Source organism: Dactylosporangium sp. CA-152071, from assembly GCF_050936335.1.
GTDB lineage: Bacteria > Actinomycetota > Actinomycetes > Mycobacteriales > Micromonosporaceae > Dactylosporangium > Dactylosporangium maewongense.
Genome location: NZ_JBNJMZ010000001.1, coordinates 7880692 through 7907158 on the forward strand (window position 1 = coordinate 7880692; position 26467 = coordinate 7907158).

The 26467-nt window shown below is 73.0% G+C and carries 21 protein-coding genes; 10 read left to right on the plus strand and 11 right to left on the minus strand.

The window, feature by feature from the left end; translation table 11 throughout:
• Nucleotides 1-134: 134 nt before the first annotated feature.
• Nucleotides 135-842 carry an MBL fold metallo-hydrolase gene (locus ACQEVZ_RS35550; protein WP_344506264.1) on the plus strand — a complete coding sequence of 236 codons (708 nt, stop codon included), beginning with the start codon at nucleotides 135-137 and terminating at the stop codon, nucleotides 840-842.
• 45 nt (nucleotides 843-887) lie between these two features.
• On the opposite strand, the gene ACQEVZ_RS35555 is transcribed toward ACQEVZ_RS35550, so the two are convergent.
• Nucleotides 888-1730 carry an alpha/beta hydrolase family protein gene (locus ACQEVZ_RS35555; RefSeq protein ID WP_433374684.1) on the minus strand — a complete coding sequence of 281 codons (843 nt, stop codon included), beginning with the start codon at nucleotides 1728-1730 and terminating at the stop codon, nucleotides 888-890.
• 68 nt (nucleotides 1731-1798) lie between these two features.
• Between ACQEVZ_RS35555 and ACQEVZ_RS35560 the strand changes: the two genes are divergently transcribed.
• A complete protein-coding gene (locus ACQEVZ_RS35560; protein WP_433374687.1) occupies nucleotides 1799-3739 on the plus strand; it encodes a S9 family peptidase in 1941 nt (646 codons plus the stop codon).
• A 49-nt stretch (nucleotides 3740-3788) separates the two neighbouring features.
• On the opposite strand, the gene ACQEVZ_RS35565 is transcribed toward ACQEVZ_RS35560, so the two are convergent.
• The 7 genes from ACQEVZ_RS35565 to ACQEVZ_RS35595 form a co-directional block, all read right to left on the minus strand.
• Complete coding sequence (locus ACQEVZ_RS35565; RefSeq protein WP_433374690.1) at nucleotides 3789-4805, minus strand: aspartate-semialdehyde dehydrogenase; 1017 nt, start codon at nucleotides 4803-4805, stop codon at nucleotides 3789-3791.
• A 148-nt stretch (nucleotides 4806-4953) separates the two neighbouring features.
• A complete protein-coding gene (locus ACQEVZ_RS35570; protein ID WP_344506344.1) occupies nucleotides 4954-5241 on the minus strand; it encodes an Lrp/AsnC family transcriptional regulator in 288 nt (95 codons plus the stop codon).
• Nucleotides 5242-5277: 36 nt separating this feature from the next.
• The gene (locus ACQEVZ_RS35575; RefSeq protein WP_433374693.1) at nucleotides 5278-6141 is read right to left on the minus strand and encodes a nucleotidyltransferase family protein; all 864 of its coding nucleotides are present in this window, start codon (nucleotides 6139-6141) and stop codon (nucleotides 5278-5280) included.
• A complete protein-coding gene (locus tag ACQEVZ_RS35580; protein ID WP_344506269.1) occupies nucleotides 6138-6653 on the minus strand; it encodes an NUDIX hydrolase in 516 nt (171 codons plus the stop codon). Before ACQEVZ_RS35580 ends, ACQEVZ_RS35575 begins: the two co-directional genes overlap by 4 nt.
• A gap of 18 nt (nucleotides 6654-6671) precedes the next feature.
• A complete protein-coding gene (locus tag ACQEVZ_RS35585; RefSeq protein WP_425552333.1) occupies nucleotides 6672-8489 on the minus strand; it encodes a RelA/SpoT family protein in 1818 nt (605 codons plus the stop codon).
• Nucleotides 8490-10653: 2164 nt separating this feature from the next.
• Complete coding sequence (locus ACQEVZ_RS35590) at nucleotides 10654-12387, minus strand: DEDD exonuclease domain-containing protein (protein WP_433374697.1); 1734 nt, start codon at nucleotides 12385-12387, stop codon at nucleotides 10654-10656.
• Between the two features lie 37 nt (nucleotides 12388-12424).
• Nucleotides 12425-13372, minus strand: coding sequence for a GAF domain-containing sensor histidine kinase (locus ACQEVZ_RS35595; protein ID WP_433374700.1), 948 nt, complete (start codon nucleotides 13370-13372; stop codon nucleotides 12425-12427).
• A 130-nt stretch (nucleotides 13373-13502) separates the two neighbouring features.
• On the opposite strand from ACQEVZ_RS35595, the gene ACQEVZ_RS35600 reads away from it, so the two are divergent.
• The 4 genes from ACQEVZ_RS35600 (at nucleotide 13503) to ACQEVZ_RS35615 (ending at nucleotide 18670) form a co-directional block, all read left to right on the plus strand.
• Nucleotides 13503-14900, plus strand: a complete 1398-nt coding sequence (locus ACQEVZ_RS35600) for an NYN domain-containing protein (RefSeq protein ID WP_433374703.1) — start codon at nucleotides 13503-13505, stop codon at nucleotides 14898-14900.
• Between the two features lie 71 nt (nucleotides 14901-14971).
• Entirely contained in the window at nucleotides 14972-15193 is a 222-nt protein-coding gene (locus ACQEVZ_RS35605; protein ID WP_344506273.1) for a hypothetical protein, read from the plus strand.
• Between the two features lie 31 nt (nucleotides 15194-15224).
• Entirely contained in the window at nucleotides 15225-16481 is a 1257-nt protein-coding gene (locus ACQEVZ_RS35610) for a M48 family metallopeptidase (protein WP_433374707.1), read from the plus strand.
• Nucleotides 16482-17530: 1049 nt separating this feature from the next.
• The gene (locus ACQEVZ_RS35615; RefSeq protein WP_433374710.1) at nucleotides 17531-18670 is read left to right on the plus strand and encodes a glycosyltransferase family 4 protein; all 1140 of its coding nucleotides are present in this window, start codon (nucleotides 17531-17533) and stop codon (nucleotides 18668-18670) included.
• Between the two features lie 866 nt (nucleotides 18671-19536).
• On the opposite strand, the gene ACQEVZ_RS35620 is transcribed toward ACQEVZ_RS35615, so the two are convergent.
• The 3 genes from ACQEVZ_RS35620 to ACQEVZ_RS35630 all read right to left on the minus strand — a co-directional run bounded on the left by ACQEVZ_RS35620 (nucleotide 19537) and on the right by ACQEVZ_RS35630 (nucleotide 23673).
• A complete protein-coding gene (locus ACQEVZ_RS35620) occupies nucleotides 19537-20205 on the minus strand; it encodes a response regulator transcription factor (RefSeq protein WP_033362529.1) in 669 nt (222 codons plus the stop codon).
• Nucleotides 20206-20237: 32 nt separating this feature from the next.
• Nucleotides 20238-21779: a sensor histidine kinase gene (locus ACQEVZ_RS35625; RefSeq protein WP_433377154.1), complete on the minus strand. Its 1542-nt coding sequence runs from the start codon at nucleotides 21777-21779 to the stop codon at nucleotides 20238-20240.
• Between the two features lie 94 nt (nucleotides 21780-21873).
• Complete coding sequence (locus ACQEVZ_RS35630) at nucleotides 21874-23673, minus strand: AMP-dependent synthetase/ligase (RefSeq protein ID WP_433374714.1); 1800 nt, start codon at nucleotides 23671-23673, stop codon at nucleotides 21874-21876.
• A gap of 86 nt (nucleotides 23674-23759) precedes the next feature.
• Between ACQEVZ_RS35630 and ACQEVZ_RS35635 the strand changes: the two genes are divergently transcribed.
• Genes ACQEVZ_RS35635 through ACQEVZ_RS35650 form a run of 4 tightly spaced genes read left to right on the plus strand, consistent with a single transcriptional unit; the run spans nucleotide 23760 to nucleotide 26297 of the window.
• Nucleotides 23760-24218: an SRPBCC family protein gene (locus ACQEVZ_RS35635; RefSeq protein ID WP_344506277.1), complete on the plus strand. Its 459-nt coding sequence runs from the start codon at nucleotides 23760-23762 to the stop codon at nucleotides 24216-24218.
• A gap of 29 nt (nucleotides 24219-24247) precedes the next feature.
• Entirely contained in the window at nucleotides 24248-24655 is a 408-nt protein-coding gene (locus tag ACQEVZ_RS35640) for a hypothetical protein (protein WP_425552327.1), read from the plus strand.
• Between the two features lie 26 nt (nucleotides 24656-24681).
• Nucleotides 24682-25626, plus strand: coding sequence for an ROK family glucokinase (locus tag ACQEVZ_RS35645; RefSeq protein WP_360570731.1), 945 nt, complete (start codon nucleotides 24682-24684; stop codon nucleotides 25624-25626).
• Entirely contained in the window at nucleotides 25623-26297 is a 675-nt protein-coding gene (locus ACQEVZ_RS35650) for an endonuclease/exonuclease/phosphatase family protein (protein ID WP_344506279.1), read from the plus strand. Before ACQEVZ_RS35645 ends, ACQEVZ_RS35650 begins: the two co-directional genes overlap by 4 nt.
• Nucleotides 26298-26467 lie beyond the last annotated feature (170 nt).

The following is a 26467-nucleotide window of genomic DNA, read 5'->3' on the forward strand; positions in this document are numbered from 1 at the left end:
GCTCCCTCGCGGAGCCGGGGGTTTCGTCATGTCAGGACCGCGAACGGGAAACCTCGCGGGGGTTCGCCGGTAGCGGATCCGCTGTGGGCGGACCGCTCTGGGCCTCGGCACCCGGTCGGGCCTACGGTCCGGGGATGGACCTGGTCGAGCTCCTGCCCGAGCGTCTCTATCAGTTCGCGTTCCCCGTGGGGCACGCATATCTCTGGCGTGGCCCCGACGGGCTGACCATCGTCGACACCGGGCTGCCGGGATCGGCGCCCCTGATCGCGGCGGCCGTCGAATCCCTCGGACTCGACCGGCGCGACGTGCGGAACCTCCTGCTCACCCACGCCCACCCCGACCACACCGGTGCCGCCGCGGACATCGCCGCCTGGGGCGACGTCACCGTCCACGCCCACGCGGGCGACGCCGAGGCCGTCCGGGGCAGGGCCGCGGTCCCGCCGCCCGTGCTCGACGGCTGGGAGCGTGACCTGTACGAGCAGGTCCACGCCACCCTGCCCGACGCCCCGGCGCCGCCGGCCAGGGTGGACCGGGAACTGCGCGACGGCGACGTCGTCGACCTGGGCGGCGGGGTGACGGCCACGGCCGTCGAGGTGCCGGGGCACACCCCGGGCAGCGTCGCGTTCCACCTGCCCGGCCCGGGGGTGCTGTTCACCGGCGACACGATCGCCAGGACGCCCGACGGCGCGGTCATCCCGGGCGTGTTCAACGCGGACCCCGGCCGGGTCGCCGAGTCGTTCCGCCGGCAGGCCGCCCTGCGCCCGGCGACCGTCTGCTTCGGCCACGGCGCCCCGCTCACCGACCAGGCGGCGAGGCTCCTGACCGACGCCGCTTCGCGGTGAGCGACCTGGCCGACGCCGCACCGCGTAAGAGGCAGGCGGTGGGTGTTACAGGGTGGTGGCCCAGGCGGCGACGCGGGCGGCCAGGGGAGTGCCGTGGCGGGCCCAGGTGAAGTGGTCGATCGGGGAGCCGGCGTCGGCGGCGGAGTAGTGCTCGCGGACGACCGCCGCCGCGGACAGCTTGGCGGTCAGCCGGTCGACGGTGGGCGCTGGCGTGTACTGGTCGGCCTCCATGTCGACGGCCAGGACCGGAAGTCGTACACCTGCCAATGACGCCTCGACGTCGACGCCGTCCAGCGCGGGATAGCGGCCGGTCCGGGCGGTGTGCGCCCAGCCCTGGATGACCGGGCGGGACTGGCGGCCGCCGAAGCCCCAGCCCGGCCACACGCCGAGGACCGTCGAGGCGGCGGCGATCGCCTGCGTGAACGCGAGCGTGCCGGGCCCCGTGAAGCCCGGGTAGCAGCGCCAGTACGGCAGGCCGACCGCGAGCAGGGCGAGGCCGTCGACGCCGGGGTCCAGGCCGGCGGCGTGGCGGACGGCGAGGTGCAGGGCGCAGACCTGGCCGCCGAGGGAGTGGCCGACGAGCAGCGTCCGGCGGCCGGCGCGGCGGGGCTTCAGGGCGTCCAGGACGGCCTCGACGTCGGTGGTGAGCTCGGCGAGGCCGTAGCGGGAGGACCGGGACGGGCGCGGGGTGCTGTCGCCGGTGCCGCGCAGGTCGGCGACGACGACCTCGACGCCGTCGGCGTTCAGGGCGGCGGCGAAGTGCCGGTAGTAGCGGGCCGGCACGCCCATCGCGGGCCACAGCACCGCGAGGGTGGGGGCGTCGTCCGCTGGATACGCGTGCAGCGCGACGCGATCGGCGCCGCGATCAAGAAACTCCACGGACTCCATGGATTCGTAGGGTAGAGGTAGGAGGTTACTGGCGAGTAAGAAGTGTGACTCAGACTACTGTGCGGGGCGTGAAGCCAATCGATCTGTCCCAAATGCGCCTCCCCGGCGCGCCCGCGGTCAGCCCGGACGGCACGATCGCCGTCGTGCCGGTGTCCCGGCTGGAGTTCGCCGCCGACTCGTACACCTCCCAGCTCTGGCTCGTGCGGACCGACGGCGGTGCCGAACCCACCCAGCTCACCCACGGGTGGCACGACAGCGCGCCGCGGATCTCGCCGGACGGGCGGTGGCTGGCGTTCCTGCGGGCGACGAAGGCGGTGGGGAGCCGGGCGGGCGGCCCGAAGGCCGAGCACGACAGTGCGCCGCAGCTGTGCGTCATGCCCCTGGCCGGCGGCGAGCCGCGCCGCCTCACGGACCTGCCGCTGGGCGCCGGCACGCCGGCCTGGTCACCGGACAGTGCCCGGTTGGCGTTCTCCGCCCGTGTACCGCAGGACGGCCGCTACGGCACGGGGAAGACCGACGACGGCGAGACGGTCGGCGCCGACGGCGAGCCACCCCGGCGGATCACCCGCTACTTCTACCGGGTGGACGGCCTCGGCTTCCTCCTGGACCGGCCGGCCCACCTGCACGTGGCCGACCTCGACGGCACCGTGACGCAGCTGACCGACGGGGAACTCGGCCACGGCGACCCGGACTGGAGCCCCGACGGGCGGACCCTGGCGTTCGTGTCCGAGCGGCACGACACGAGGGGCGACGACTTCGCGTCCGACGTGTGCGTGATGCCCGCCGGCGGCGGCGAGATCCGGGTGCTGACGGACACCACGTACAGCGCCGGGCTGTGCCGGTGGGCGGCGGACGGCCGGTCGGTCGTCTTCACCGCGAACCTGGCCGGCGAGGGCCGCGTCGACCCGGTGATCCGCAACGAGTCGCTGTGGTCCGTGCCCGTCGAGGGCGGGACGGCCCGGCAGCTGCTGGACGCGGAGGCCTACACGCTCGCCGCGCCCGGCGGTGACATCGCCGCCACCGGACGCGGCGTGCTGTTCACCAACGAGCACCGCGGCGCCGTGCAGCTGCTGCGCGTCCCGTACGACGGCGGGACCCCCGAGATCGTGGTGGACGGGCCCCGCCAGGTGGCCGGCTTCTCCGAGGCCGCGGACGGCACGCTGGTGACGACGATCGCGGGGCCGGCGGACTGGGGCGAGGTCTACGCCGGCGACACCAGGCTCACCGGCTTCTCCGCCGGCGTCACCGCGCTCGAGCAGGTCGAGCTGACCGCGACCGCGCAGGACGGCTACCCGGTCCACGGCTGGGTGGTCAGGCCCGCCGGCGACGGCCCCCACCCGGTGCTGCTGATGATCCACGGCGGGCCGTTCGCGCAGTACGGGTGGCGCCTCTTCGACGAGGCGCAGGTCTACGCGGGCGCGGGCTACGCGGTCGTCTACGGCAACCCGCGCGGCTCGTCCGGCTACGGCGAGGCGCACGGCCGGGCCGTCCGCGGCAACGTCGGCGAGGTCTCGGCCAGGGACCTGCTCGCCCTGCTGGACGCGGCGCTGGAGGCCGGCGACCTCGACGGCGACCGGGTCGGCGTGCTCGGCGGGTCGCACGGCGGGTTCATGACCACCTGGCTGGCGGGCCGGCACGGCGACCGGTTCAAGGCCGCCGTCTCCGAGCGGGCCGTCAACGCGATCGACAGCTTCCAGGGCAGCTCCGACATCGGCTGGCTGTTCGCGGACTCGCTCTACGGCGCGAACGGCGGCTCGTTCGAGCAGCAGAGCCCGCTCACGTACGCCGGAAAGATCGAGATCCCGGTGCTGATCATCCACTCGGAGCACGACTGGCGGTGCCCCGTCGAGCAGGCCCAGCGGCTGTTCGTGGCGTTGAAGCGGCGCGGGACACCGGTGGAGCTGCTGCTTTTCCCGGGGGAGGGGCACGAGCTGTCCCGGTCCGGGCGGCCGTCGCACCGGGTGGCGCGCTTCGACGCGATCCTGGAGTGGTTCGGCCGGCACGTGTGAGCTGACCGTGGGGAGTGGGGGCGGTCCGTGAGGACCGCCCCCACCTTGGTCACTTGACGAGGAGCTCGGCGATCTGGACGGCGTTCAGCGCCGCGCCCTTGCGCAGGTTGTCGTTGGAGACGAACAGCGCCAGGCCGTGCTCGACGGTCTCGTCGACCCGGATCCGGCCGACGAAGCTGGGGTCGGCGCCGGCGGCCTGCAGCGGCGTCGGCACGTCGGTCAGGACCACGCCGGGCGCGGCGGAGAGCAGCTCGATGGCCCGCTCGACCGAGACGGCCCGCTCGAACCGGGCGTTGAGCTGCAGCGAGTGGCCGGTGAACACGGGCACGCGCACGCAGGTGCCGGACACCTTCAGGCCGGGGATCTCGAGGATCTTGCGGCTCTCGTTGCGGAGCTTCTGCTCCTCGTCGGTCTCGAACGAGCCGTCGTCGACGATCGAGCCCGCGAGCGGCAGCACGTTGTAGGCGATCGGCCGGGAGAACTGCTTCGGCGCCGGGAACTCGACGGCCGAGCCGTCGAACGCGAGCGCGGCGGCGCCGTCGGCGACCTTGCGGACCTGCTCGTCAAGCTCGGCGACGCCGCTGAGCCCGGCGCCGGAAACCGCCTGGTAGGTGGCGGCGACGAGCGCGACCAGGCCGGCCTCCTCGTGCAGGGGGCGCAGCACCGGCATCGCGGCCATGGTGGTGCAGTTGGGGTTGGCGATGATGCCCTTCGGGCGGTTCGCGATCGCGTGCGGGTTGACCTCCGCGACGACCAGCGGCACGTCCGGGTCCATCCGCCAGGCGGAGGAGTTGTCGACGACGACGGCACCGGCGGCGGCCACCTTCGGCGCCAGCTCCTTCGACGTGCCCTTGCCCGCGGAGAACAGCACGATGTCCAGGCCGGAGTAGTCGGCGGTCGCCGCGTCCTCCACCGTGATCTGCTGGTCCTGCCAGTCGATCGGCCGGCCCGCGGAGCGGGCGGACGCGAACAGGCGCAACTGGTCTACCGGAAACTGACGCTCGGCCAGGATTTGGCGCATGACGCTGCCGACCTGACCCGTGGCTCCGACGATGCCGATCCTCATGGGCGTCGAGGCTACCGCGTCGCCGGGCCGGGTTCGATGCGATTTGGCGCACTGTCGGGGGCCTTACCAGCGGTTTTCCCGGTTTCTTGCGGCTTGCCGACAGCTGCGGCGAACGGCTTGCTGCAAGGGGCGGCAAATTTGCTGGAAATTAGTCCGTGTCGGGCAGGCCGATCGAGAACGCCTCTTCCAGGTCGTGCTGCGAATACGCGCGGAACGCGATGTGCGTGTCGGTGTCGATCACACCCGCCACCTTCGAGATGCCGCCGGCGATGACCTCGGCGATCTCCTCGTACTGCCGCACCCGGACCATCGCGATCAGGTCGACGTTGCCGGCGACCGAGTACACCTCGCTGACCCCGGGAAGGTTGGCGATGTTCTCGGCCACCTCGGGGATCGAGTCGGTCGCGCAGTCGATGAGGACGATCGCGGTGATCACCTGCGGTGCTCCTTCCAGCATGTGGACATCGTCATGCTAATCCGCCGCGACGGTGAGCTCCCGGCCGACCCGGACCGCGTCGCGCAGCGTTTCGCCCGCGCGGACCTTCCCGCCCGGCCACACCACCCCGCGGACCACCTGACCGGCGACGACGGCCCCCGCGCCGATCACCGCCTGCTCCACGCTCCCGGTCACCACGGCGCCCTCACCGATCAGGGTTTCATGGTGTACGGCGTGCAGATTCGCCGTCACGTAGTCCCGGGGCGTGCCCGTGTCCAGGTACGTCCCGCGGTACTCGACGACCTCCAGCCGCCCTTCCCGCTCCGCGGGCCGCCACGTGGTCCTCACCAGGTCCGACGGCACCGCCTCCAGCCGCTCCACGAGGTCCCACGGCAGCAGCGAGAACCCGGCGAACCGGTGCCTGCCGAACTCCTTCGGCGGCCCGGGCACACCGAGCATCCGTACCGTCGAACCGTCCCAGCCCTCGAGCAGCTCCGCGATGTCGGCGGCCGGACCGGCCGCGCCGCCTTCCCCTCTGCCGGACGTCTCCGGGATCTCGCCCGCCGCCAGGTACGCGTCGGCGTTGCCCACCAGGACGCCGCGGCCGCCGATCCAGTCCTTCAGCAGCGCGACGCCGCCCGCGGTACCGAACGGATCACCCGGCTCGACGGAGAGGTGCGCCCGGTCGCCGACGTGCGCGACGACCTGCTCCCCGAGGTAGCAGGCGTTGACCGCCAGGTCGGCGGGGCCGGCGATCCCGAGCGCGGCGACCCTGGCCATGGCCCGGTCGAGCAGCGCCACGTTGCCGACGGGGCACAGGGCCTTCGGCAGGTGCTCGGTCAGCGGCCGCAGCCGGCGGCCCTCACCCGCGGCGAGGATCACCGCACAGATGTCGGTCACTTCGTCAGCACCTCGGGGTAGTCCTTGTACGGCCCGATCCCGTAGTGCGCGAGCAGCTGCGACGTCGACACGGTCAGCGGCGGCAGCGTGTCGAGCCGGTGCCAGGCGGCCTCGATGACCTCCGCGGCGTCGACGACCAGCTCGGCGGGCGGCTCGACCTCAACCTCGAACACCATGTCGATCCACTGCCCGCGGGTGTGCACAAGGGCGTTCGGGTTCGCCGGCCGGAAGCGCTCCAGGGGCAGCTTGATCCCGGTCTCCTCGGCGAGCTCGCGCGCGGCGGTCTGCACGGGCCGCTCACCGCGGTCCATCAGCCCAGCCGGCAGCGACCAGCCCGCGCCCGGCGGCTGCCGCAGCAGGAGGATCCGGCTCGCCTCGGGGTCGCGCACCAGGATGACGGCGCCGACCGTGTACGTCGGCTGGAACGTCCGCACGATCCTGCGTTTCCAGCGGGACGGGAGACGGTAGAACGTCCGGTACGCCACCATGCGCAGTTGTTGTTTTACCGCCATCTCCGAAAGGCTAGCGGCCTACCGGGGCGAGTGGTCGACCAGGGCGATCAACTCCTCGACCACCTCGTCCGCGGTGCGGCTGTGGTCGGCGACGGCGACGAGCAGCGTCTCCAGGTCCGGGTACCCGAGCCGGGCCGACAGCCGCACCAGCGGCAGGTCGCTGGCCAGGCCGCGGCCCTGCCGGCGCAGCGCCAGACCGATCGCGAGCCGGCCGAGCCGCACCTTGTTGGCGACGGTGATCGCGGGCGCCTCGTGCGCCTCGAACCACCGGCTGATGTGCAGCCGGGCGTGCGGCGTCTTCACGAACTCCAGCCACTCCGGCGACGGCCCGCGCGCGGGGGCGTCGGCGTCGAAGTCGAACTCGTCGCGCTGCCCGGTCCGCGTGATGATCTCGACCGTGTCACCGTCGGCGAGCGGCGACGACACCGCGATCAGCCGGCCGTTCACCTTCGCGCCGATACATCGGTTGCCGACGTCCGCGCCGAGGATGTACGCGAGGTCGACCGGCGTGGCGTCCTGCGGCAGCAGCACCGGCCGGCCGCCGCCCTCGGCGAGCACCAGGATCTGGTCCTCGGCCAGGTCGCACCGCAGCGACGCGATGAACTGCGACGGGTCCGACGCCGCCGCCTCCCAGTCCAGCAGCCGCCGCAGCCAGTTCAGCTGCTCCGCCTTCGACGCGGGGCCGAAGCGGGCCGCCACGTGCGGATACCGGAAGTTGGCGACGATGCCGTACTCGGCGGCCTGGTGCATCTCCTCGGTGCGGATCAGCACCTCCAGGGACTGCCCCTCCGGCCCGAGCACCGTGGTGTGCAGCGACTTGTAGTTGTTGCCCTTCGGCGTGGCGATGAAGTCCTTGAACCGCCCCGGCACCGGCCGCCACTTGCCGTGCACCGCGCCGAGCGCGGCGTAGCAGTCCGTCTCGGGCCCGTCGACGATGATGACGACCCGCGGCATGTCGTGCGGGTCCTCGTAGTTGCCGTCGACGGTGTCCTTCCAGATCGAGTACAGGTGCCTCGGCCGCGGCGACACCTGCGCGTCGATGCCGAACTTCCGCAGGTCCGTGTTGACGGCCGCGATGACCCGTTCGAGGTAGCCGTCCCAGCCCTTGCGCTGCCTGACGTACTCGTCGATCAGCGCGTACCCGCCGGGGCTGACCGCCCGCAGCACCCAGTCCTCGAGCTCCCGCTTCAGCGCCTGGATGCCGAGCCGCTCGCACAGCGGGATCAGCACCTCCCGCGTCGCGGTCGCGATCCGCACCTGCGACTTGATCGACCGCGCGTCCAGCGTGCGCATGTTGTGCAGCCGGTCCGCCAGCTTGATGACGAGCACCCGCACGTCCCGCCCGGCGGCGACGATCATCTTGCGGATCGTCTCGGCCTCGGCGTCCGCGCCGTAGAACATCTTGTCGAACTTCGTCACGCCGTCGACGAGCAGCGCCACCTCGCCGCCGAAGTCCCGCTCCAGCGCGCCCAGCGTGTAGTCCGTGTCCTCGACCGTGTCGTGCAGCAGCGACGCCACCAGCGTCGTCGTGTCCATCCCCAGGTCGGCGAGGATCTCCGTCACCTCGAGCGGGTGCGAGATGAACGGCTCGCCGCTCTTGCGCATCTGCCCGCGGTGCATCTGCTCGGCCGTCGCGTACGCCCGCCGCAGCAACGCCACGTCGCCCATCGGGTGGATCGTCCGGTGCGACCGCAGCACGTTGGACATGGGGTCCTCGGCCGACTGCCACGGCAGCATCGCCCGCAGCCGCGACCCGATGATCGCCGAGTACGTCGACGTCGGGTCCCCGGGCACCGCCCCACCGACCAGCGCCGAATACGACGGCGGCGGCGGCACCGCCGGCGAGTCCTCGGTGGGCGGCGCGGTGAGCCTGGCCCGCGGCGCCGCGAACCGGTCGTCCACGGGCACCGCCCGCTTCACCGCCGCGTCCCTGCCACCCTTCCGGCCCGCCTTGTCCTTGGCCTTCCCGGCGGTCGTGTCCTCGCGTGTACCGGCGGCCGCGTCCGTCTGCCCGGCGGCACCGTTCGCTTCCGCGTCGGCGCTCCTGCCCGCGACGTCCCGCTCGCCCCCGGCGCCCGCTCCCGTGTCCGACCCCGCCCGCTCACCGGCGGACCGTTCGTTGCGCGCCCGCCCACCGGCGGCACTCCCGGGATTACCCCGCGGCGCCGGCGGCCGCTCGTTGGCCGGCCAGTCCCTGCGCCCGTCACCCTGATCCTGCGCCGCCCGCTGCGGCCGCTGCCCCTGCCCCGCCCACTGCGCGGGTGTCTGCTGCTCGTCCCGCACGCCGGGGTTGTCGCGCCCGGATCCGCCTGCCGCTTCTTGCCCGGTCCACTGCGCGGGTGTCTGCTGTTCGCCCTGTACGCCGGGGTTGTCGCGCCCGGACCCGCCTGCCGCTTCTTGCCCGGTCCACTGCGCGGGCGTCTGCTGCTCGTCCCGCACGCCGAGGTTGTCGCGCCCGGACCCGCCTGCCGCTTCTTGCCCGGTCCACTGCGCGGGCGTCTGCTGCTCGTCCCGCACGCCGAGGTTGTCGCGCCCGGACCCGCCTGCTGTGCTCTGCGCGGGCGTCTGCTGCTCGTCCCGCACGCCGAGGTTGTCGCGCCCGGACCCGCCTGCTGTGCTCTGCGCGGGTGTCCGCTGCTCGCCCCATACGCCAACGCCACCGTCGTGCCCGGAGCCACCCGCTCCGTCCTGCCCCGCGTCCGTAGCGCTCTGCCCCCCGGCCGCTCCTTGCCAGCTCTTCCCATCCACCGGCACCCGCTGCCCGGGCGCCGCTTCGCTCACGACCTCGCCCGGGGGCGCCACCACCGCAGCCTGACTCTCCACAGTCCCCACGTCCCGGCCTACCCGCGCGCCACGCTGCCAGGCCGCGTCCCGAGACCCCTCGCCCCGAGACCCCCAGCTCCGCCCCGCACCGTCCTGGGCCACCACGTCCTGGGCCTCCGGGTCCGGGGCCTGCCCGGCCTCCGGCTCCTGCCCTTGCGCCGCACCGTCCCGGTGGCCCGCGTCCTGGGCTCCTTCACCTGGCGCCACCCGGCCGCGTCCCGCCTCGTCCTGCGGACCCTTGCTCGGAGCTTCCCGGTCCTGCGAGGCGCTGCCCTGCGAGGCGCTGCCGTGCGGTTGCCCGTGCTGAAGGGCCCGGTCCTGCGAGGCGTCCTGAGGGGCGCTGTCCTGTGGGTGCCCGTCGTGCGAGACCTGATCCTGCGAGGTGCTGCCCTGAGGGGCGCTGCCCTGCGGAGCGGCGTTCTGCGAGGCGGCGCCGTGCGGGTGCCTGTCGTGGGAGGCCCGGTCGTGCGACGTGCTGTCCTGCGGCGTGCTGTCTCGCGGCGCCCGGTCCTGTGGCGCCCGGTCCTGTGGCGTCTTGTCCTGTGAGGCAGTGCCTTGTGGCGCCGTGGCCTCTGGGTGCTTGTCCTGCGGCGCGGTGTCCTGGGGGGACCTGGCCGGGGAGGGCGAGTCCCGGCGGTCGGAGGGGGTCCTGTCGACGTACGTCCGCTCCACCCGCTGCCGATCCTGCTGCACCCTGTCCCTGGTGTTGCGCTCCGGGTGGCGGCCGGCCGGATGGGCAGGGCGGCGCCGCGGCGGGGCCTCGGGCACGTTGATCGACGCGGTCGGCAGCCCACGCGGGCCGAGCAGCACCTCGCCCACCGCGTCCAGGAGCTGCTGGGCTTCGGTGGCGCCGGGTGTCGGCGGCGATGCCCCGCCGGTCGTGAACCCCGTCGCCAGCGGGTGCGCAAAACCCGTCGGCTCGTTGGGCTTGCCCCCGGGCGTCAGTGGGTCCAACATGAACTCGCTGTGCGCGGACGAGGACCCGGAGTTGGCTCCGCCGGCGCCGGTGACCGTGGAGGGGCCAGCATCCAGGGGCGCACCGGACTGGTGCAGACCGGGCTCCATGCGGCACCTCCTCACCGACGGGCCGGGCGGGCCTGGGTTTGGGTAGGTTCCAGCCTAGTTTCCCTCGTGGCATCCGATCGGTCATTTGAGTATGTGCGATCGTCCGATGTGCTTAGCCTTCCAGGTCGATCCGGACCGTCGCGGCGGCCTCCGCGCGGGCGAGGAACGGGCGCCACCGACCGGCCCCCGTGGCCGGCGATGACCAACCCATATCGGCCTTGACCAGGCGTGTCTCCTGCCGCTCGAGCCAGGCGAGGATCCGCTCGGTCTCCTCCGGTGACGCGCGTGGCGTCGGCCCGTGACCCGGCTGGACCGTCTCGGCTGTGGCGAGAATTACATCCAGAGTCGGCTGTGGATGCACCCGCGGGGGTGACACGCCCGCCGCGGCGAGACGGCCGTGTCGCACCACGGCGAGCTCCCAGCCGCCCTTGGCGGAGGGCCGGGCGGCGATCAGCTCGGGCAGGCTGGTCAGCGAGGCGAGCCGTTGCATGCGGATCGCGGCGCGCAGGAACGTGATCAGCCGGGTGCGGATCGTGGCCGCGTCCTCGAAGCGCTCGGCGGTCGCGAGGGCCTCGATGCGGGCCATGAGCCCGCGGACGACGGGGCCCGGGTCGCCGGTCGTGGCGGTGCGGAACGGCTCGGCGGCCGCGGTCTCGTAGTCGTCGGGGGAGATGCGGTGCTCGCACGGCGCCGGGCAGCGGCCGAGCTCGGCGAGCGCGCACGCGGGCGTCTTCGTGCGCAGCGACAGCTTGTGGGTGCACTGACGCAGCGGCAGCGCGTCATAGATGCCGGCGGCGGCGAGCTCGGCGCCGCGGCGGGACGCGAACGGCCCCAGGTATGCCGCGCCGTCGGGCTGCACGTCGCGCACGATCGACAGCCGGGGATAGGCCTCGGCGGTGAGCTTGAGCCACATCACCCGCTCTGGGAATTTGGAGCGGCGGTTGTACGGCGGCTTGTGCGCGGCGATCAGCCGCAGCTCTCTGACCTCGGCCTCCAGGGAGTGGGCGCAGACGATCGCCTCGACCCGCTGCGCCGCGTTGATCATCTCGTCGATGCGGGCGCGCTTCTCGGCGGCGGTGAAGTAGCTGCGGACCCGGGTCGCGATCGACGAACTGGTGCCGATGTAGAGCGGGCGGTCCTTGTGCCCGCGGAACACATAGACCCCCGGCGCGTCGGGCAGGCCTTCGGCGAGGTGGCGCTTGCGCCGCTGGGACGGGCTGACCGCCTTCACGAACTCGATCGTGTCGCCGATGGTGTGCACCTTGTGGCTGCCCAGCCTGGCGATCAGCCCGTGCAGGACGTCGACGGTGGCGCGGGCGTCGTCGAGGGCCCGGTGGATCGGCTGGGTGCTCGCGTGGAAGTGCCGGGCGAGGGTGGACAGCTTGTTGTTGGGCACCTCGTCGGCGACCAGGGCCCGCCGGGCGATCGCGGCGGTGTCCAGCACGATCGGCTTCGGCCACGCGTAGCCGTGCTTGGCGCACGCCGCCTTGAGGAACCCGGTGTCATAGGGGGCGTTGTGCGCCACCATCACGGCGCCCGCGGCGAACTCCAGGAACGCCGGCAGCACCGTGTCGATCTTCGGCGCCTCGACCAGCATCGCCTCGGTGATGCCGGTCAGGACGGTGATGAACGCCGGCAGCCGCTCCTCGGGATTGACCAGCGTGCCGAACTCGCCCAGGACCTCCCCGCCGCGGACCTTGACCGCGCCGATCTCGGTGATGCCGCCGCCGTCGGGTGCGCCGCCGGTCGTCTCCAGGTCGACGACCACGAACGTCGACGCGAACAGCGTCGCCGCACGCGGGTCGTCGAACAGGGCATCGAGCGTTTCCTGGTGGTAGTCGGCCACGCGCGCACACTACGACCAGGGTGTGACAAAAAATCGCTCAGTGCGGCGGGAAGCGCAGCTCGAACCGGACGTCCGGCGAGCCGAGGGCCGCGTTGGTCCTGGCCACGGTCGCCCCGTGGGACCGCAGGATCTCCGCCACGGCCCGCGGGACCAGCTCGTCGGCCTCCCGCGTGCCGTCGAGGTCGGCCTGCCACTCCGGGGCGATCGAACCACCCGCATGGCTGATCTCCACCGTCGGGACCGGGGTGCCCAGCACCCGCACCGCGACCCGTCCGCCGGGCGGCGCGACCTTCAACGCCGAGAACACCACATAGTCCAGCGCGCGCGACAGTCGGCCGGGATCCGCCTGTACCGACGCCGCATCGGTCACTCCGAGGGTGATGGCCATGTTCCTGGCGTCCGCGATGGGGCGCAACTCGCGGATGCGGGCCTCGGTCAGGTAGGTGAGGTCGACCGACCTGGACTCGGGCGGGCCGTCGAGCGCGGCGGCGTCGACCAGGCGTCGCAGCTCGAGCAGCTCCGTGACCTGCCTGGCGAGCGCCCGCAACGCCCGCATCTGGTCCAGGTTGAGCCGGTGCGGCGCGTGGTCGACCACGCACAGGGTGCCCAGTGCCGCGCCTTCGCTGGTCAGCAGGGGGGCGCCGGCGTAGAAGCGGATGCCGTCCGCGACTCTGACGAACGGGTTGTCGGCGAACCGCGCGTCCGCGGTGGCGTCCGGGACGACCATCAGGTCGCGGCCCATGATCGCGTGGGCGCAGAACGCCACTTCGCGGGGCGTCTCGGTGATGCCGTCGAGGCCGGTCTTGGCCTTGAACCACTGTCGCTGGGTGTCGACCAGGGTGACCAGGGAGATCGGGGCGCCGCAGACCTCCGACGCGATCCTGACGATGTCGTCGAAGTCCGTCTCCGGCGGGGTGTCGAGGACCGCCAGTCCCCGCAGGGTCGAGATCCGTTCCGCTTCGTTGTCGGGTACCGGCGGCTGCATGTCCGTGCCTCCTCGCTGGCGTACCCAATCGGGTGAAATAAGGATATGTCAGCTTTTAGCCTTTCGAGGGAAGCCGCCGGTCCTGGAGACCATCCGGGGCGAATCTGGTCGACAATGCGACACTGGAGTGATGCCCGCGCACGATGCTCCCGACGACCTCGACGACGAGGCCGCGGTGACGTCTGCGCCGGAGGACGTCGACCTGCCGGACTCCGACGGCGGCGCCGAGCCCGCGCTGCCCGAGATCATCCGCCAGCGGGTCATCTCCCTCGCGGCCGGCGCCATGACCGGCCTGCCCCTCGACGAGCTGCCGATGCCGCTGCGGCGGGTCGCGAAGTTCGCCCCCAACCGGCGCGCCCGCCTCGGCGGACCCGTCATCGCGATGCAGCTGTCCGGCGACCCGCTGCTGCGTCAGCGCCTCGCGACCAGGGTCGTCAACGACGCCGGTGACCTGGGCGCCTCGATCCTGGAAGGGGTCGCGCCGCCGGCCGCCGACCCCGTCGAGGTCGCCGCGCTGGCCTACCTCGCCCGCCCCGACGGCTGGCGCGACCTGGTCGAGCGGGCCACCGACACGGTCCGCACCGAGGCCGAGGACGCCGCCGCTTCCGACCGCATCCGCGACGTCGAGCAGCGCCTCGCCCGTGCCGAGCACGACCGCGCCGTCGCCCGGGTCGAGGCCGACAAGCTCCGCGACGAGCTGGCCCGCCTCCGCGACGAGACCGCCGGCCTCCGCGAGGAGGTCCGCTCGCTGGGCAAGGCGCTGCGGGAGAGCCAGGCCAAGGAGCGCAAGGCGACCGACATGCTCGCCAGCGAGAAGGGCCGCGCCACCCGGGCGACCGCCGACCACGACGCCGAGCTGCGCCGCGTGCGCGCCAAGCTCGCCGAGGCGGAGACCGTGGCCGGCGCCCAGCGGCAGAGCGCCAAGGACGCCCGCGCCGTCGACGACGCCCGCCTCTGGCTGCTGCTGGAGACGATCGGGCAGGCCGCCGTGGGGCTGCGCCGCGAGCTGGCCCTCGACCCCACCGACCGGCTGCCGGCCGACTTCGTCGCCGAGCACGACGCCGACCGCCCGGACAACGCACCGGGCGCCGGCGCGGCCCGGGCGCTCGACGCCGACGACCCCGCCCGCCTCGACCAGCTGCTGAGCCTGCCGAAGGCGCACATGATCGTCGACGGGTACAACGTCACGAAGAAGGGCTACGGGGAGCTCTCCCTCGAACAGCAGCGCAACCGCCTGGTCGCCGGGGTCGGCGGTCTCGTCGCCCAGACCAGGGCCGAGGTCACCGTCGCCTTCGACGGCGCCGAGCGGGTCGTCGGGCTGCCGCCGGCGCCGCGCGGCGTGCGGGTGCTGTTCTCCAAGAAGGGCGAGACCGCCGACGAGCTGATCCGGCGCCTGGTCAGGGCCGAGCCGGCCGGCCGCCCGGTCGTGGTGATCTCCTCCGACAAGGAGGTCATCGACGGTGTACGCCGTCACGGTGCGTACCCGCTGGGGAACGACACCCTCCTCCGCCGGCTATCCCGCTCCTGACCTGCGGAAACGCATTTTTGTCATACCCCCCGCTTACCGTGGAGCTACAGACGGTCAACGGAGGAGGAGCGATGCTCGTCGACTGCGAGACCTGTTCAGTGCGCGGCACCGCCTGCGGCGGTTGCGTGGTGACCCTGCTGCTCGACACGCCACCCGCCCTGCACCAGCTCGGCGCGGCCGAGGTCCGCGCCATCGAGGTGTTCGAGCGGGCCGGGTTCGAGGTCACCGTGCTCGACCCCACCCACGTCGAGCCGGCCGCACCGCGCCGGTCGAGACGGCACCGCGCCGCATAAGCTTGCGGAGTTTCCGACCAGGAGGTGCGGCGTGACTCCTCGCGCATGGGCGGCGATCACCCTCGCGGCGCTGATCGTCGCGGTCGTGGTGGTCGCGGCGCTGCGGGTGCCCTGGTCGGCGCCGCCCGCGCCGCGAGCCGACCAGCTCGCCGCGCTCGACACGCTGCCCGCCGACACCGTCGCCAAGGGGCAGGCGTTCCACGCGGCGCTGCGCCCCGGGATGTATCTGTCCATCGGCCTCGGCCTGCTCGTCGCGCTCCTGCTCGGCCTGACCCCGGCCGGCGCGTGGATCGTCGAGCAGGTGTCCCGGCCGTTCGGCGGCCACTGGCTCGCCCGGGCGCTGCTCGGCGGGCTCGCCGTCGTCTTCGTCGGTGAGGTGGCGGCGCTGCCCCTCGCCGCCTGGCGCCAGTCCATCCTCAGGCGCTATGGGCTGTCCACGCAGGACTGGTCCGCCTGGACGGTCGACATGCTCAAGGGCTATGCCGTCGGTGCGGTGATCGGCGCGGTCGTGCTCGTCGGCTTCTTCACCATCACGCACTTCGTGCCCCGCTGGTGGTGGGCGTGGGGAGCGGTCGGCGCGGCCCTGCTCACGGTGCTGCTGTCGTTCATCTTCCCGGTGCTGGTCGAGCCGGTCTTCAACAAGTTCACCCCGATGCCCGAGGGGGAGCAGCGGACCCGGCTCATGGCGCTCGCCGAGCGCGACGGCGTCCCCGTCCGCGACGTGCTGATCGCCGACGCGTCCCGCCGCACCCGGGCCGTCAACGCGTACGTGTCCGGTCTCGGCCCGACCCGCCGCATCGTCGTCTACGACACCCTGCTGGAGAAGGCGCCGCCGGAGGAGGTCGAGTCGGTCGTCGCGCACGAGCTCGGCCACGCCAAGGATGGTGACGTGCTCACCGGCACGCTGCTCGGCGCGTTCGGCGCGGCCGCCGCCGTCTGCGCGCTGTACCTGCTGGGCTCGTGGGGCGCCCTGCTGCGCCGCGCGGGCGTGGACTCGATCGGCGAGCCGCGCGCGGTCGCCCTGCTGATCGCCGTCGCGACCGTGGCGGGCCTGCTCGCCGGCCCGGCCCAGGCGTTCGTGTCGCGCCGCGTCGAGGCCCGCGCCGACCGGCACGCCCTGCAGCTCACCGCCGACCCGGCCGGCTTCGAGGCCATGCAGGGCCGGCTCTCCCTGGTCAACCTCGGCGACCCCGACCCCAACCCCGTCGAGCAGTTCCTGTTCGGCTCCCACCCGACCGCCGTGGAGCGCATGGCCGAGGCCCGCGCCTGGGCCCGAGGCGAGCGATGATCACTCCGCTCACCACCCCCGACGTCCTGCCGGCCGCTAGCGACGTTCGGCACGTCGCCACCGTGGGGCGCCGTGCGCATTTCCGTCTGGGTCGTGGTGCCTGGCTTGGCCGAGCTGCGCGTCTGGGTATGAGGCGTCCGATGGTCATTCCGCTCGTCGCCCATGAGGTCCTGCCGGTCGCCGGCGGTGTTCGGCCCTTCGCCGCGGTGGGGTGCCGTGAGCAGTTCCGTCCAGGTCGTCGTGGTGCGGTGTATGGCCGCGCTGCGCGTCTGGGCCTGAGGGAAGCGATGACCAGCCGGCGCTCCACGTGTCACGTTCTGCCGGGTGCTGGCGGGGCTCTGCGCTTCGCCATGACGGGGTGTCGTGCGGAATTCCGTCCGGGCCGAGGCACGGGGCGTGCGACGACCAGCCTGCTCGGCGGTCGTGACGTCGTGCCGGGGGGCCGGCGGTTCGGCGCGGTGGGGTGTCGTGTGCGGCTTCGGCCGGGGCGCTGTGCTGTGGGTGGTCGGGGCGTGCGGCGTGCGATGACCGCCTCGCTCGCCGGCCGTGACGACCTGCCGGGCCGTGGCAGCGGTCGGCAATCCGGCGCGGTGGGGTTCGGAGCGCCGGAGCGATGACCATGCTGCTCGTGACCCAGGACGTTCCGGTGGGCCGTGGCGGAGTTCGGCGGCTCAGCCTGGTGGTGCCAGAGGGGACCCCTTGCCCCGGCAACGACCAGGTGGCCGGCGAAGCCGTGAGGCGGCGATGACCAAGGTGCTGACCGGCTGCGACCTGCTGCGCTGCGGCAGGGGTCGGCCGTCGGGTCCGGTGAAGCCGTCGGGTCCGGTGCAGTTGCCGTCGGGCCCGGTGGCATGGGGGAGCGTCTCGGCCGTTCGCGGGTGGTTGGCGGAGGGGCTGAGCCGCGATGCGACCTCTGCCCGTCGCCGCCGTGCGCCGCAGCGCGCCGGCGGGGTCGGCGGCGCGGCACGGAGGAGCTGGTCGTCGCTCGTGACGTGCGGTCGCACGGGGGTGCAGTGCGGCCGGGTGGTTGCTGGAGGGGTGGGGGCGCGATGACCACGCTGCTCGTGACGAATGACTTTCCGCCGCGGCCGGGTGGGATCCAGCAGTTCGTGCACAACCTTGCCGTGCGTCAGCCCGCGGGGTCGGTCGTCGTGTACTGCTCGACGTTCAGGGGGGCGGAGAAGTTCGACGCGGAGCAGCCGTTCGAGGTGGTGCGGGAGCGGACCGGCATGCTGCTGCCGACGGCCGGGGTCGCGCGGCGGGCCGCTGAGCTGGCGCGGGCGCACGGGTGCGACAGCGTGTGGTTCGGCGCGGCGGCGCCGCTCGGGCTGCTGGCCGGCGGGCTGCGGCGGCGGGCCGGGGTGGAGCGGGTCGTCGCGCTCACCCACGGGCACGAGGTCGGCTGGGCGGCGCTGCCCGGCGCGCGGAGCCTGCTGCGGCGCATCGGGCGGGGCGCGGACGTCGTCACGTACCTCGGCGAGTACACCCGCACCCGGCTCGCCAAGGCGCTGGACGGGCTCACGTCGCTGCAGCGGCTGGCGCCGGGTGTCGACGTGGATTCGTACTCGCCGCAGGTCGACCGGCGGCTGATCCGTGCCCGTCACGGCCTCGCCGACCGGCCGGTGGTCGTGTGCGTGTCGCGGCTCGTGCCGCGCAAAGGGCAGGACGTGCTGATCCGGGCGCTGCCGCTCATCCGCCGCGCCGTTCCCGACGCCGCGCTGCTGGTGGTCAGCGGTGGGCCGTACCGGCCTGCGCTGGAGCGGCTCGCGCGTGAGGCGGGGGTCGAGCGGGACGTCGTGTTCACCGGGTCCGTGTCGTGGGCGGAGCTGCCGGCGCACTACGCCGCCGGTGACGTGTTCGCCATGCCGTGCCGGACCCGGCGCCGTGGCCTCGACGTCGAAGGGCTCGGCATCGTGTACCTCGAAGCCTCCGCCACCGGCCTGCCGGTCGTCGCGGGCGACTCCGGCGGCGCGCCCGACGCCGTCCGCGAGGGTGAGACCGGCTTCGTCGTCCCAGGCCGCGACGTCGCCGCCGTCGCCGACCGCGTCACGACCCTGCTGCGCGACCCGGCCCTCGCCGCGAAGATGGGCGCCGCGGGCCGCGCCTGGGTCGAGTCGGACTGGCGCTGGGAGACCCAGGCGGACCGGCTCCGCACCATGCTCACCACACCCACGCCCGACTTACCCTGACCCGCTCTACCGCCGACGGCGATGACCACCGCCGACGACAACCGGGGAAGGACGGTGACGGGCGAGGCACACGACAAGCTCCTGCCAGGGCGACGGCGGGTAGACGGACGCCGGCGGGGCCAAGGTTCGGCCCGGGTGGAGCGCGGCCGGCGGTGCCGTCATGCCGCCGCACGATCTGTCAACGGCGGTGCACCTGGTCGGATGACGTGCACCGTGAGGCAGCCAAGCGGCGTCGGCTACGAGCCGGCCGAGCGGCCGTGGTGCGCCACGGGGGCAACTGAGCGGGGCGCGGTGCATTGCGGGGGCCGAAGGTTGTAGGTCCTGCGGGCGCTGGGCTGTGGTGTCCGACCTGGTGTCGCCGTATTCGGGAGACCGGCCCTGGGCGATCGGCGGGGTGCTGGGCCGTGGCGGCCGGCCCGTGGTGGTCGTCCGCAGAGTGTGCTCAGGCGTGGCGTCGGCGATTCAAGGTGAACGCCGCGACGTGGTGGGTCCGGGAGGTGCTGGCCTGGGGTGTCCGGCCGCGGCGGTTGAATGCGGAGCTCGCTCAAGAGGGCGGCGGTCGGTCATTGAAGGTCAACGCCGTGGAGCCGGTCGGGGCGCTGGATTGTGATGTCCGGCCCGTGACGGTTGTCTGCGGAGCCGGCGGTGGTGGTCCGCGAACGACGGTGAACGCCGTGGTGCGGTGGGGTGGTGGTGATGGCCGCGTGGGCGTCAGCTCGGAAAAGCGTGCGCCGGGTGGGCCGGAGGTGCGTGATGGTGGTCAATGGCGAAGTGGGGCCATGGGGGTTGAGAAACGACAGGCTGGCCGTTCTGGGGGTTGGGGGCAGATCGGCCAGCGCCTATCGAAAGTCGAAATCCGGAGTGGGTCAGAACTTCGGGGCGTCGGGGGCTTCGAGGAGGCCGAGCCGCAGGGCGGTCATGAGGGCCTGGGCGCGGTTGGCGGCGCCGAGCTTCTCGTACAGCTTCGATATGTGCGTCTTCGCGGTGGACTCGGAGACGAACAATTGCTTGGCGATGCCGGCGACGCTCATGCCGTCGGCGAGCAGGCGCAGCACCTGGCCCTCGCGGGGGGACAGCTGCGGGCCGCTGGGGGCCAGGCGCCGCTTCATCGCCTCGGCGAGGTCGGCGGCGGTGAACGCGGAAGGCGCCGACGCGGCGTGACGGGCCGCGGCGACCACCTCGTCGGCCGGGGCGGTCTTCGGCACGAACGCGGAGGCGCCGGCCTCGAGCGCGCCGAAGAGCTGGTCGTCGCCGGCGTACATGGTCAGGACCACGATGCCCATGGTGTTGCTGGTCTTGCGCAGGGCGCGGGTCGCCTCCAGGCCGCTGCCGTCGGGGAGGCGCAGGTCCATGATGACCACGTCGGGCTGCAGGGCGCCGGCCTGGCGGATCGCCTCGGCGGCCGTCGCGGCCTCGCCCACCACCTCGAACTGCCGGTCACGCTCGAAGGCGTGCCGCAGTCCTCGGCGGATGAGATCGTGGTCGTCGACGAGCAGAACTTTGGTACGTGTCGTCGGCGTCGCGGTAGTCGACATTCCCGGTGCTCTCTCCCTCTGGTGCCTTCACGCTACCGCGCACGCGGTGCGGTTCCGAGCACAACCGCCACTGTTGTCCCATTCGGCACGCGCGGCGTGATCTCCAACCGGCCTCGGATACGTTCCGCTCTCTCGGCCATGATCGCAAGACCATAGCGTCCGTCTGGGCGGTTCTCACCGATGCCGCTTCCATCGTCGGAGATTTCTACCTGTGCGAACGGTGGATCGACCGCGCACGTTACCCAAAGATTCTCCGCCCCGGCGTGTTTCCGCGCGTTCGTGATGGCTTCCTGGGCAATGCGCAGCAGTTCCGCCTCGACTGCGGCGGGCAGCCGGGCGGTGGTTTCGTCGAGCGAGAGGTGCACGCGGAGCCCGGCGGAGGCGCCGACGGTGCGGGCGTAGTCGGCGATCGCCGCGGTGAGGCCGCCGTACCGGTCGACCTCGCTGCGCAGCTCGAACAGCGACAGCCGCAGCTCGGTGATGACGCGGGTGACCTCGGCGCGCAGGATGCGCAGCTCCTCCTCGGCGGCGGCGGCGTCGGGCAGCGCGGCGACCGCGTTGTCGATGCCGTAGCCGACCATGACGAGCTCCTGGGCGACACCGTCGTGGATCTCGCGGGCGAGCCGCTGCCGCTCCTCGGTGGTGGCGAGGGACCGGACCTCGTCGAAGAGCAGCGCCGCCTCGAGGCGCAGCGCGGCCGCACCGGTCAGGCCGGTCACGCGGGCGAGGATCGCCGGCGGGTACGCCCCGGCGGTGTCACTCTCCAGGATGATGAGCCCGACGGTGCGGACGCCGGCGACGAGCGGCACGACCATCGAGGAGATGTCGCGGCTGGGCGCGACCGACCGGGCCTGCGAGCGGCCCGACACGACCGGCTGCTGGGTCGCCCACGAGTCGGCGACGGAGCTCTCGGTGTCCAGCGCGGTCTCCCAGTCGAGGCGCTCCACGCCGGCCTGGGCGAGCACGACGAGCCGGCCACCGCCGCTGCCGGACAGGACGGCGCCGCGGGACGACGGGACCATCGCCCGGACCTCGTCGAGGAGGTGCTCGGCGAGGCCGCCGGGGTCGAGGGTCGCGCCGGGCAGCTGCCGGGCGACGCTGCGCAGCTGGGTGAGCAGGCGGGTCGCCTCCACGTACGGCTGCGGCGTCTCGTCGGTGCGCCGGGCGAGGAACGCCCGCTGCAGGACCCCCGCCTGATACGCGCTGACCCCGGCGACGACCACCCAGGTCAGGCAGGCGGCGAGGTGCCGGCGCTCGTCGAGCACCCCGTCGGCGGCGCCACCGGCCACGAGGAGCGCCACCGCGGCCGCGAGGTACCCGCCGGCGACGACCATCCCAGAGGCGAGGGCCGTGCCGACGACCGGCACCGGCAGGTACACGAGGAAGCCGGTGTCCACGCCGGAGGCGGCGAGCGCGACGACGAGCACCTCGGCGGCGCGCCCGAAGTGCGCGATCCGGTGCGCCGGCGGCGCGACCGTGGCGATCGCGACCGCGATCAGCAGCAGCGCGAGCCAGAGCAGCTCCTCGGCACGCGTGCCGTCGATGAACAGCAGCGCCGCGACGAGCGCGAGCATCAGGACACGAACCGCGATCACGGCGCCTCTGGGACGGTCGCCCAGCACCGTCAGCTCGGTCAACGAATGGTCCTCCCTACCGTAGGTGAATGCATCAGCGCTCGTAGATGGCGGCGATCTCGCCGGCGTACTCCTTCAGGACGACGTTCCGCTTCACCTTCAACGACGGAGTGAGCGTGCCGGTCGCCTCGGTGAAGTCCTGCGGCAGGATCCGGAACACCTTGATCGCCTCGGCCTTCGACACGGTGGTGTTGGCGTCGTCGATCGCGGTCTGGATCTCGGCGCGCAGCTCGGGGTCGTCGGTGAGCGCGGCCGCGTCGGCGCCGGCGGGCTTGCCGTGCGCGGAGGCCCAGGCCGGCAGTGCGTCGGGGTCGATGGTGACGAGGGCGGCGATGAACGGCTGCCGGTCGCCGACGACCATGCACTGGCTGACGAGCGGGTGCGCGCGGACCCGGTCCTCCAGGACGGCCGGGGCGACGTTCTTGCCGCCGGCGGTGACGATGAGCTCCTTCTTGCGGCCGGTGATGCGCAGGTACCCGTCGTCGTCGAGCTCGCCGATGTCGCCGGTGTGGAACCAGCCGTCCGCGTCGATCGCCTCCGCCGTCGCGGCAGGGTTGTTCCAGTACCCCTTGAAGACGATGTCGCCCTGGACGAGGATCTCGCCGTCGTCGTCGATGCGGATCGTGACGCCGGGCAGCGGGCGCCCGACGGTGCCCATGCGCGCGCCGGTGTCACGGTTGGCGTTGGTGGCGGGGGAGGTCTCGGTCAGCCCGTACCCCTCGAAGATGGTGACGCCGATGCCGCGGTAGAAGTGCGCGAGCCGCTCGCCGAGGGGCGCGCCGCCGGAGATCGCCCGGGAGCACTGCCCGCCGAGCGCGGCCCGCAGCTTCCCGTACACGAGACGGTCGAACAACGCGTGCTGCGCGCGCAGCAGCGGACCGGGCCGCTCCGCGGAGCTGAACGCGATCGCCACCCGCTCCGCCCGGTCGAAGATGGCGCCCTTGCCATCGGCGTGGGCGCGCTGCTTCGCCGTGTTGTACACCTTCTCGAACACGCGCGGCACCGACAGCACGAACGTCGGCCGGAAGCTCTGCAGGGTCGCCGCCAGGTTCTTCGTGTCGGCGGTGTGGCCCATCGTGGCCCGGGCCTGCACGACGCCGATCTGGATCAGCCGGGCGAACGAGTGCGCCAGGGGCAGGAACAGCAGCGTCCGGGCACCCTGGTGGAACAGCGACTGCAGCTCGGGGATCGCGTTGACGATGTCCGACAGCATGTTGCGGTGGGTGATCATGCAGCCCTTGGGGCGGCCGGTGGTCCCGCTGGTGTAGATGATCGTGGCGAGGTCGTCGGCCCTGGTGTCGGCCCGCCGCCGCTCGACGTCCTCGCGGGGCACGGCCGCGCCGTCGGCGCCGAGGACATCGATCGCGCCGGGCGCGCCGGGCGCGCCGTCGATCTGCCACACGTGCTCGACCGCCGGCAGCCGGTCGCGGATCGCGGCGACCGTGTCGCGGTGCGTGTCGGTCTCGACGAAGCAGGCGACCGCGCCGGAGTCCTCGAGGATCCAGGCGACCTGCTCCGCGCTGGACGTCTCGTAGATCGGCACGGTGACCGCGCCGACCGACCAGATCGCGTAGTCGATGAGGGTCCACTCGTAGCGCGTCTTGCTCATCAGCGCGACCCGCTCACCGGGCTCGACGCCGGCGGCGAGCAGCCCCCGGGCGAGCGTCAGCACCTGGTCGTGGAACTGCGCGCAGGTGACATCCTGCCACCCGCCAGCTTGCTGGCGCTGGAACTGCACCGCGTCCGGCGCGGTGACCGCGTTGTCCCACACGGGGTCGGTCAGCGTGGCGTGGTCGCCGACAGTGACCGCTGAGGGCACGGTGAACTCGCGCACGTTCCGACTCCTTCGTTTCAACCCGTATTCGGGAACCTACCCTGCCGACGGATCGTCAGGCGCACCGCAGAGGTAGCCTGCCACGCATGGCCGACACTTCGACGCAGTCGATCGTCATTGACGCGCCCCCGGAGCGCATCGCCGAGGTCATCGCCGACTTCGCCCGATACCCCGAGTGGGTCGCCGCGGTGAAATCGGTCGAGGTGGTCGAGGAGTACGAGGACGGCTACGCCAGTCAGGTGCGCTTCGCGCTGGACTCCGGCCCGGTGTCGGACGAGTACACGCTGCAGTACGAGTATGCCGAGGACCTGACCCGGATCGAGTGGAGCCTGGTCGCGCCGTCGAAGATGCAGAAGCAGCAGGACGGCTCCTACGACATCACCGCCAACGGCGACGGCACCTCCACGGTCACGTACTCCCTCGCCGTGGAGCTCGCGATCGGCATGCTCGGCATGTTCAAGCGCAAGGCCGAGAAGATGATCATGGACACCGCGCTCAAGGAGCTCAAGCGGCGGGTCGAGGGCCTGTCCGGGGGCGCCGCATGAGCGGCCCGGAGCGCAGCGGAGGGGGCGGCATGAGCCGGGACGCGCGCGAGGAGGCTGAACGCCTCGTCGCGACCGCCCTCGCCGCCCTGTCGGTCGCCGCGAACAGCACCGCCGGCTTCGCCACCGGCTCCGCCGAGTGCTGCGTCTGCCCGGTCTGCAAGGCCATCGCCGCCGCCCGCGACCCCGACCCCGAGTTCGCCGAGCGCCTCGCCACCGGCGTCGGCGACCTGGCCGTCGGCCTGGCGGGCGTCCTGCGAGCCTTCGGCGGCGACAGCGCGACCGGAGCGCGTCGCGACAGCTCGCCAGGATCCACCGGTACACCGGAAACCCCCGAAACACCCGAAGACGTGTGGCAGCACGCCACGACGGAGACACCGAAGTCGCCGAAACCGATGGCCAAGAAGGCCGTCAAACCCAAGATTGATCCCGAGGCATAGCGCCTGTGCGAGAGGAGACAGACGCGGTGGGATTGACCATCGGAGTCGACATCGGCGGAACCAAGGTCCTCGGCGGAGTCGTCGACTCGGCGGGTGACGTCCTCGCGCAGACCCGGCGCGACACGCCGGCGCAGGACTCGTCGCAGACGGCCGACCGGATCATCGAGGTGATCCAGGAGCTGGCCGCCGCGCACCCCGTCGACGCCGTCGGCATCGGCGCGGCGGGCTGGATCGACGCGACCCGCTCGACCGTCCAGTTCGCCCCCAACCTCGCCTGGCGCAACGAGCCGCTGCGCGAGAAGATCACCGCCGCGGTCGGCCTGCCCGTCGTCGTGGAGAACGACGGCAACGCCGCCACCTGGGCGGAGTTCCAGTTCGGCGCCGGCCACGACGCCGACAGCTCGATGGTCCTCTTCACCGTCGGCACCGGCATCGGCGGCGGCATCGTCATCAACGGCGGCCTCATCCGAGGCACCAACGGCATCGCCGCCGAGCTCGGCCACATGACGATGGTCCCCGGCGGCCACCCCTGCGGCTGCGGGCGCAACGGCTGCCTCGAGCAGTACGCCAGCGGAAACGCCCTCGTCCGCTTCGCCAAGGCCGACGCCCGCGAACGCCCGGAGCTCGCCGAACAGCTCCTCGCCCTGGTCGGCGGCGACGTCGACGCCATCCGGGGCCACTTCGTGACGCAGGCCGCCCGCCTCGGCGACACCGTCGCGACCGGCGCCTTCGAGCAGATCGGCCGCTGGCTCGGCGTCGCCCTCGCCGACATCGTGCAGATCCTCGACCCGCAGGTCATCGTCGTCGGCGGCGGTGTCATCGACGCCGGCGACCTGCTCATGAAGCCCGCCCGGGCCAGCTACGAGGAGCAGCTCGCCCAGCGCGGCCGGCTTCCCGTCGCCGAGGTCCGCCCCGCCCTCATGGGCAACCTCGCGGGAGTGGTCGGAGCCGCCGACCTGGCGCGCGTATGAGCAAACTCAGGGTCCTCTCCTACAACCTGCACAGCCTGCGGGACGACCGCCGCGCCCTCTCGCAGGTCGTACGGGAGATCGCGCCCGACGTGGCGATCCTGCAGGAGGCGCCCCGCCGCTTCCGGTGGCGGCAGAAGTCGGCGGCCCTCGCCCGCGACTTCGAGCTCGTCATCGGCGGCGGCGGCCTGCCGTCCCTGGGCAACCTCGTCCTGCTCAACCTGCGCGTCCGCCCGATCGACGCCTTCGACATCCGCTACCCGCTGACCCCCGGCCGGCACATGCGCGGCGCCGCGTTCGTCCGCTGCCGCGTCGGGCGGTCGGCGTTCGCGGTCGCCGGCTCCCACCTGTCCACCGACGCCACCGAACGCCCCGGCCAGGCCACGCTGCTCAAACAGCACCTGTCCGAGCTGGCCGAGCCGGTCGTCTTCGCCGCCGACCTCAACGAGAACTCCGGCGGCGCCGCCTGGCGCACCCTCGCCGACGGCCTCGTCGACAGCGCCGGCACCGACGCCCGCCACACGTACCCGTGCTCGGCCCCACGCGAACGCCTCGACGTCGTCTTCGTCGACCCCCGCATCACCGTCCTGTCCTACGAGGTCGTCGACACCCCCGCCGCCCGCCAGGCCAGCGACCACTTCCCGGTCGTCGTCGAGCTCGACCTGCCCGAGTAGCCCGCCCCTCCCGCCCCCGCTGCGGCTTCCCGTGATCCGGAAGACTTTGTGCACCCAGGGCTGCCCGAACTCTTCCGGATCATGGGTGCCGGGTTCGGGTGCGTGACGTGCGGGACTGGACAAACCAGCGCCGAGCGGACGAGGATCTGCCCGCGACAAGGCGTGCGCGG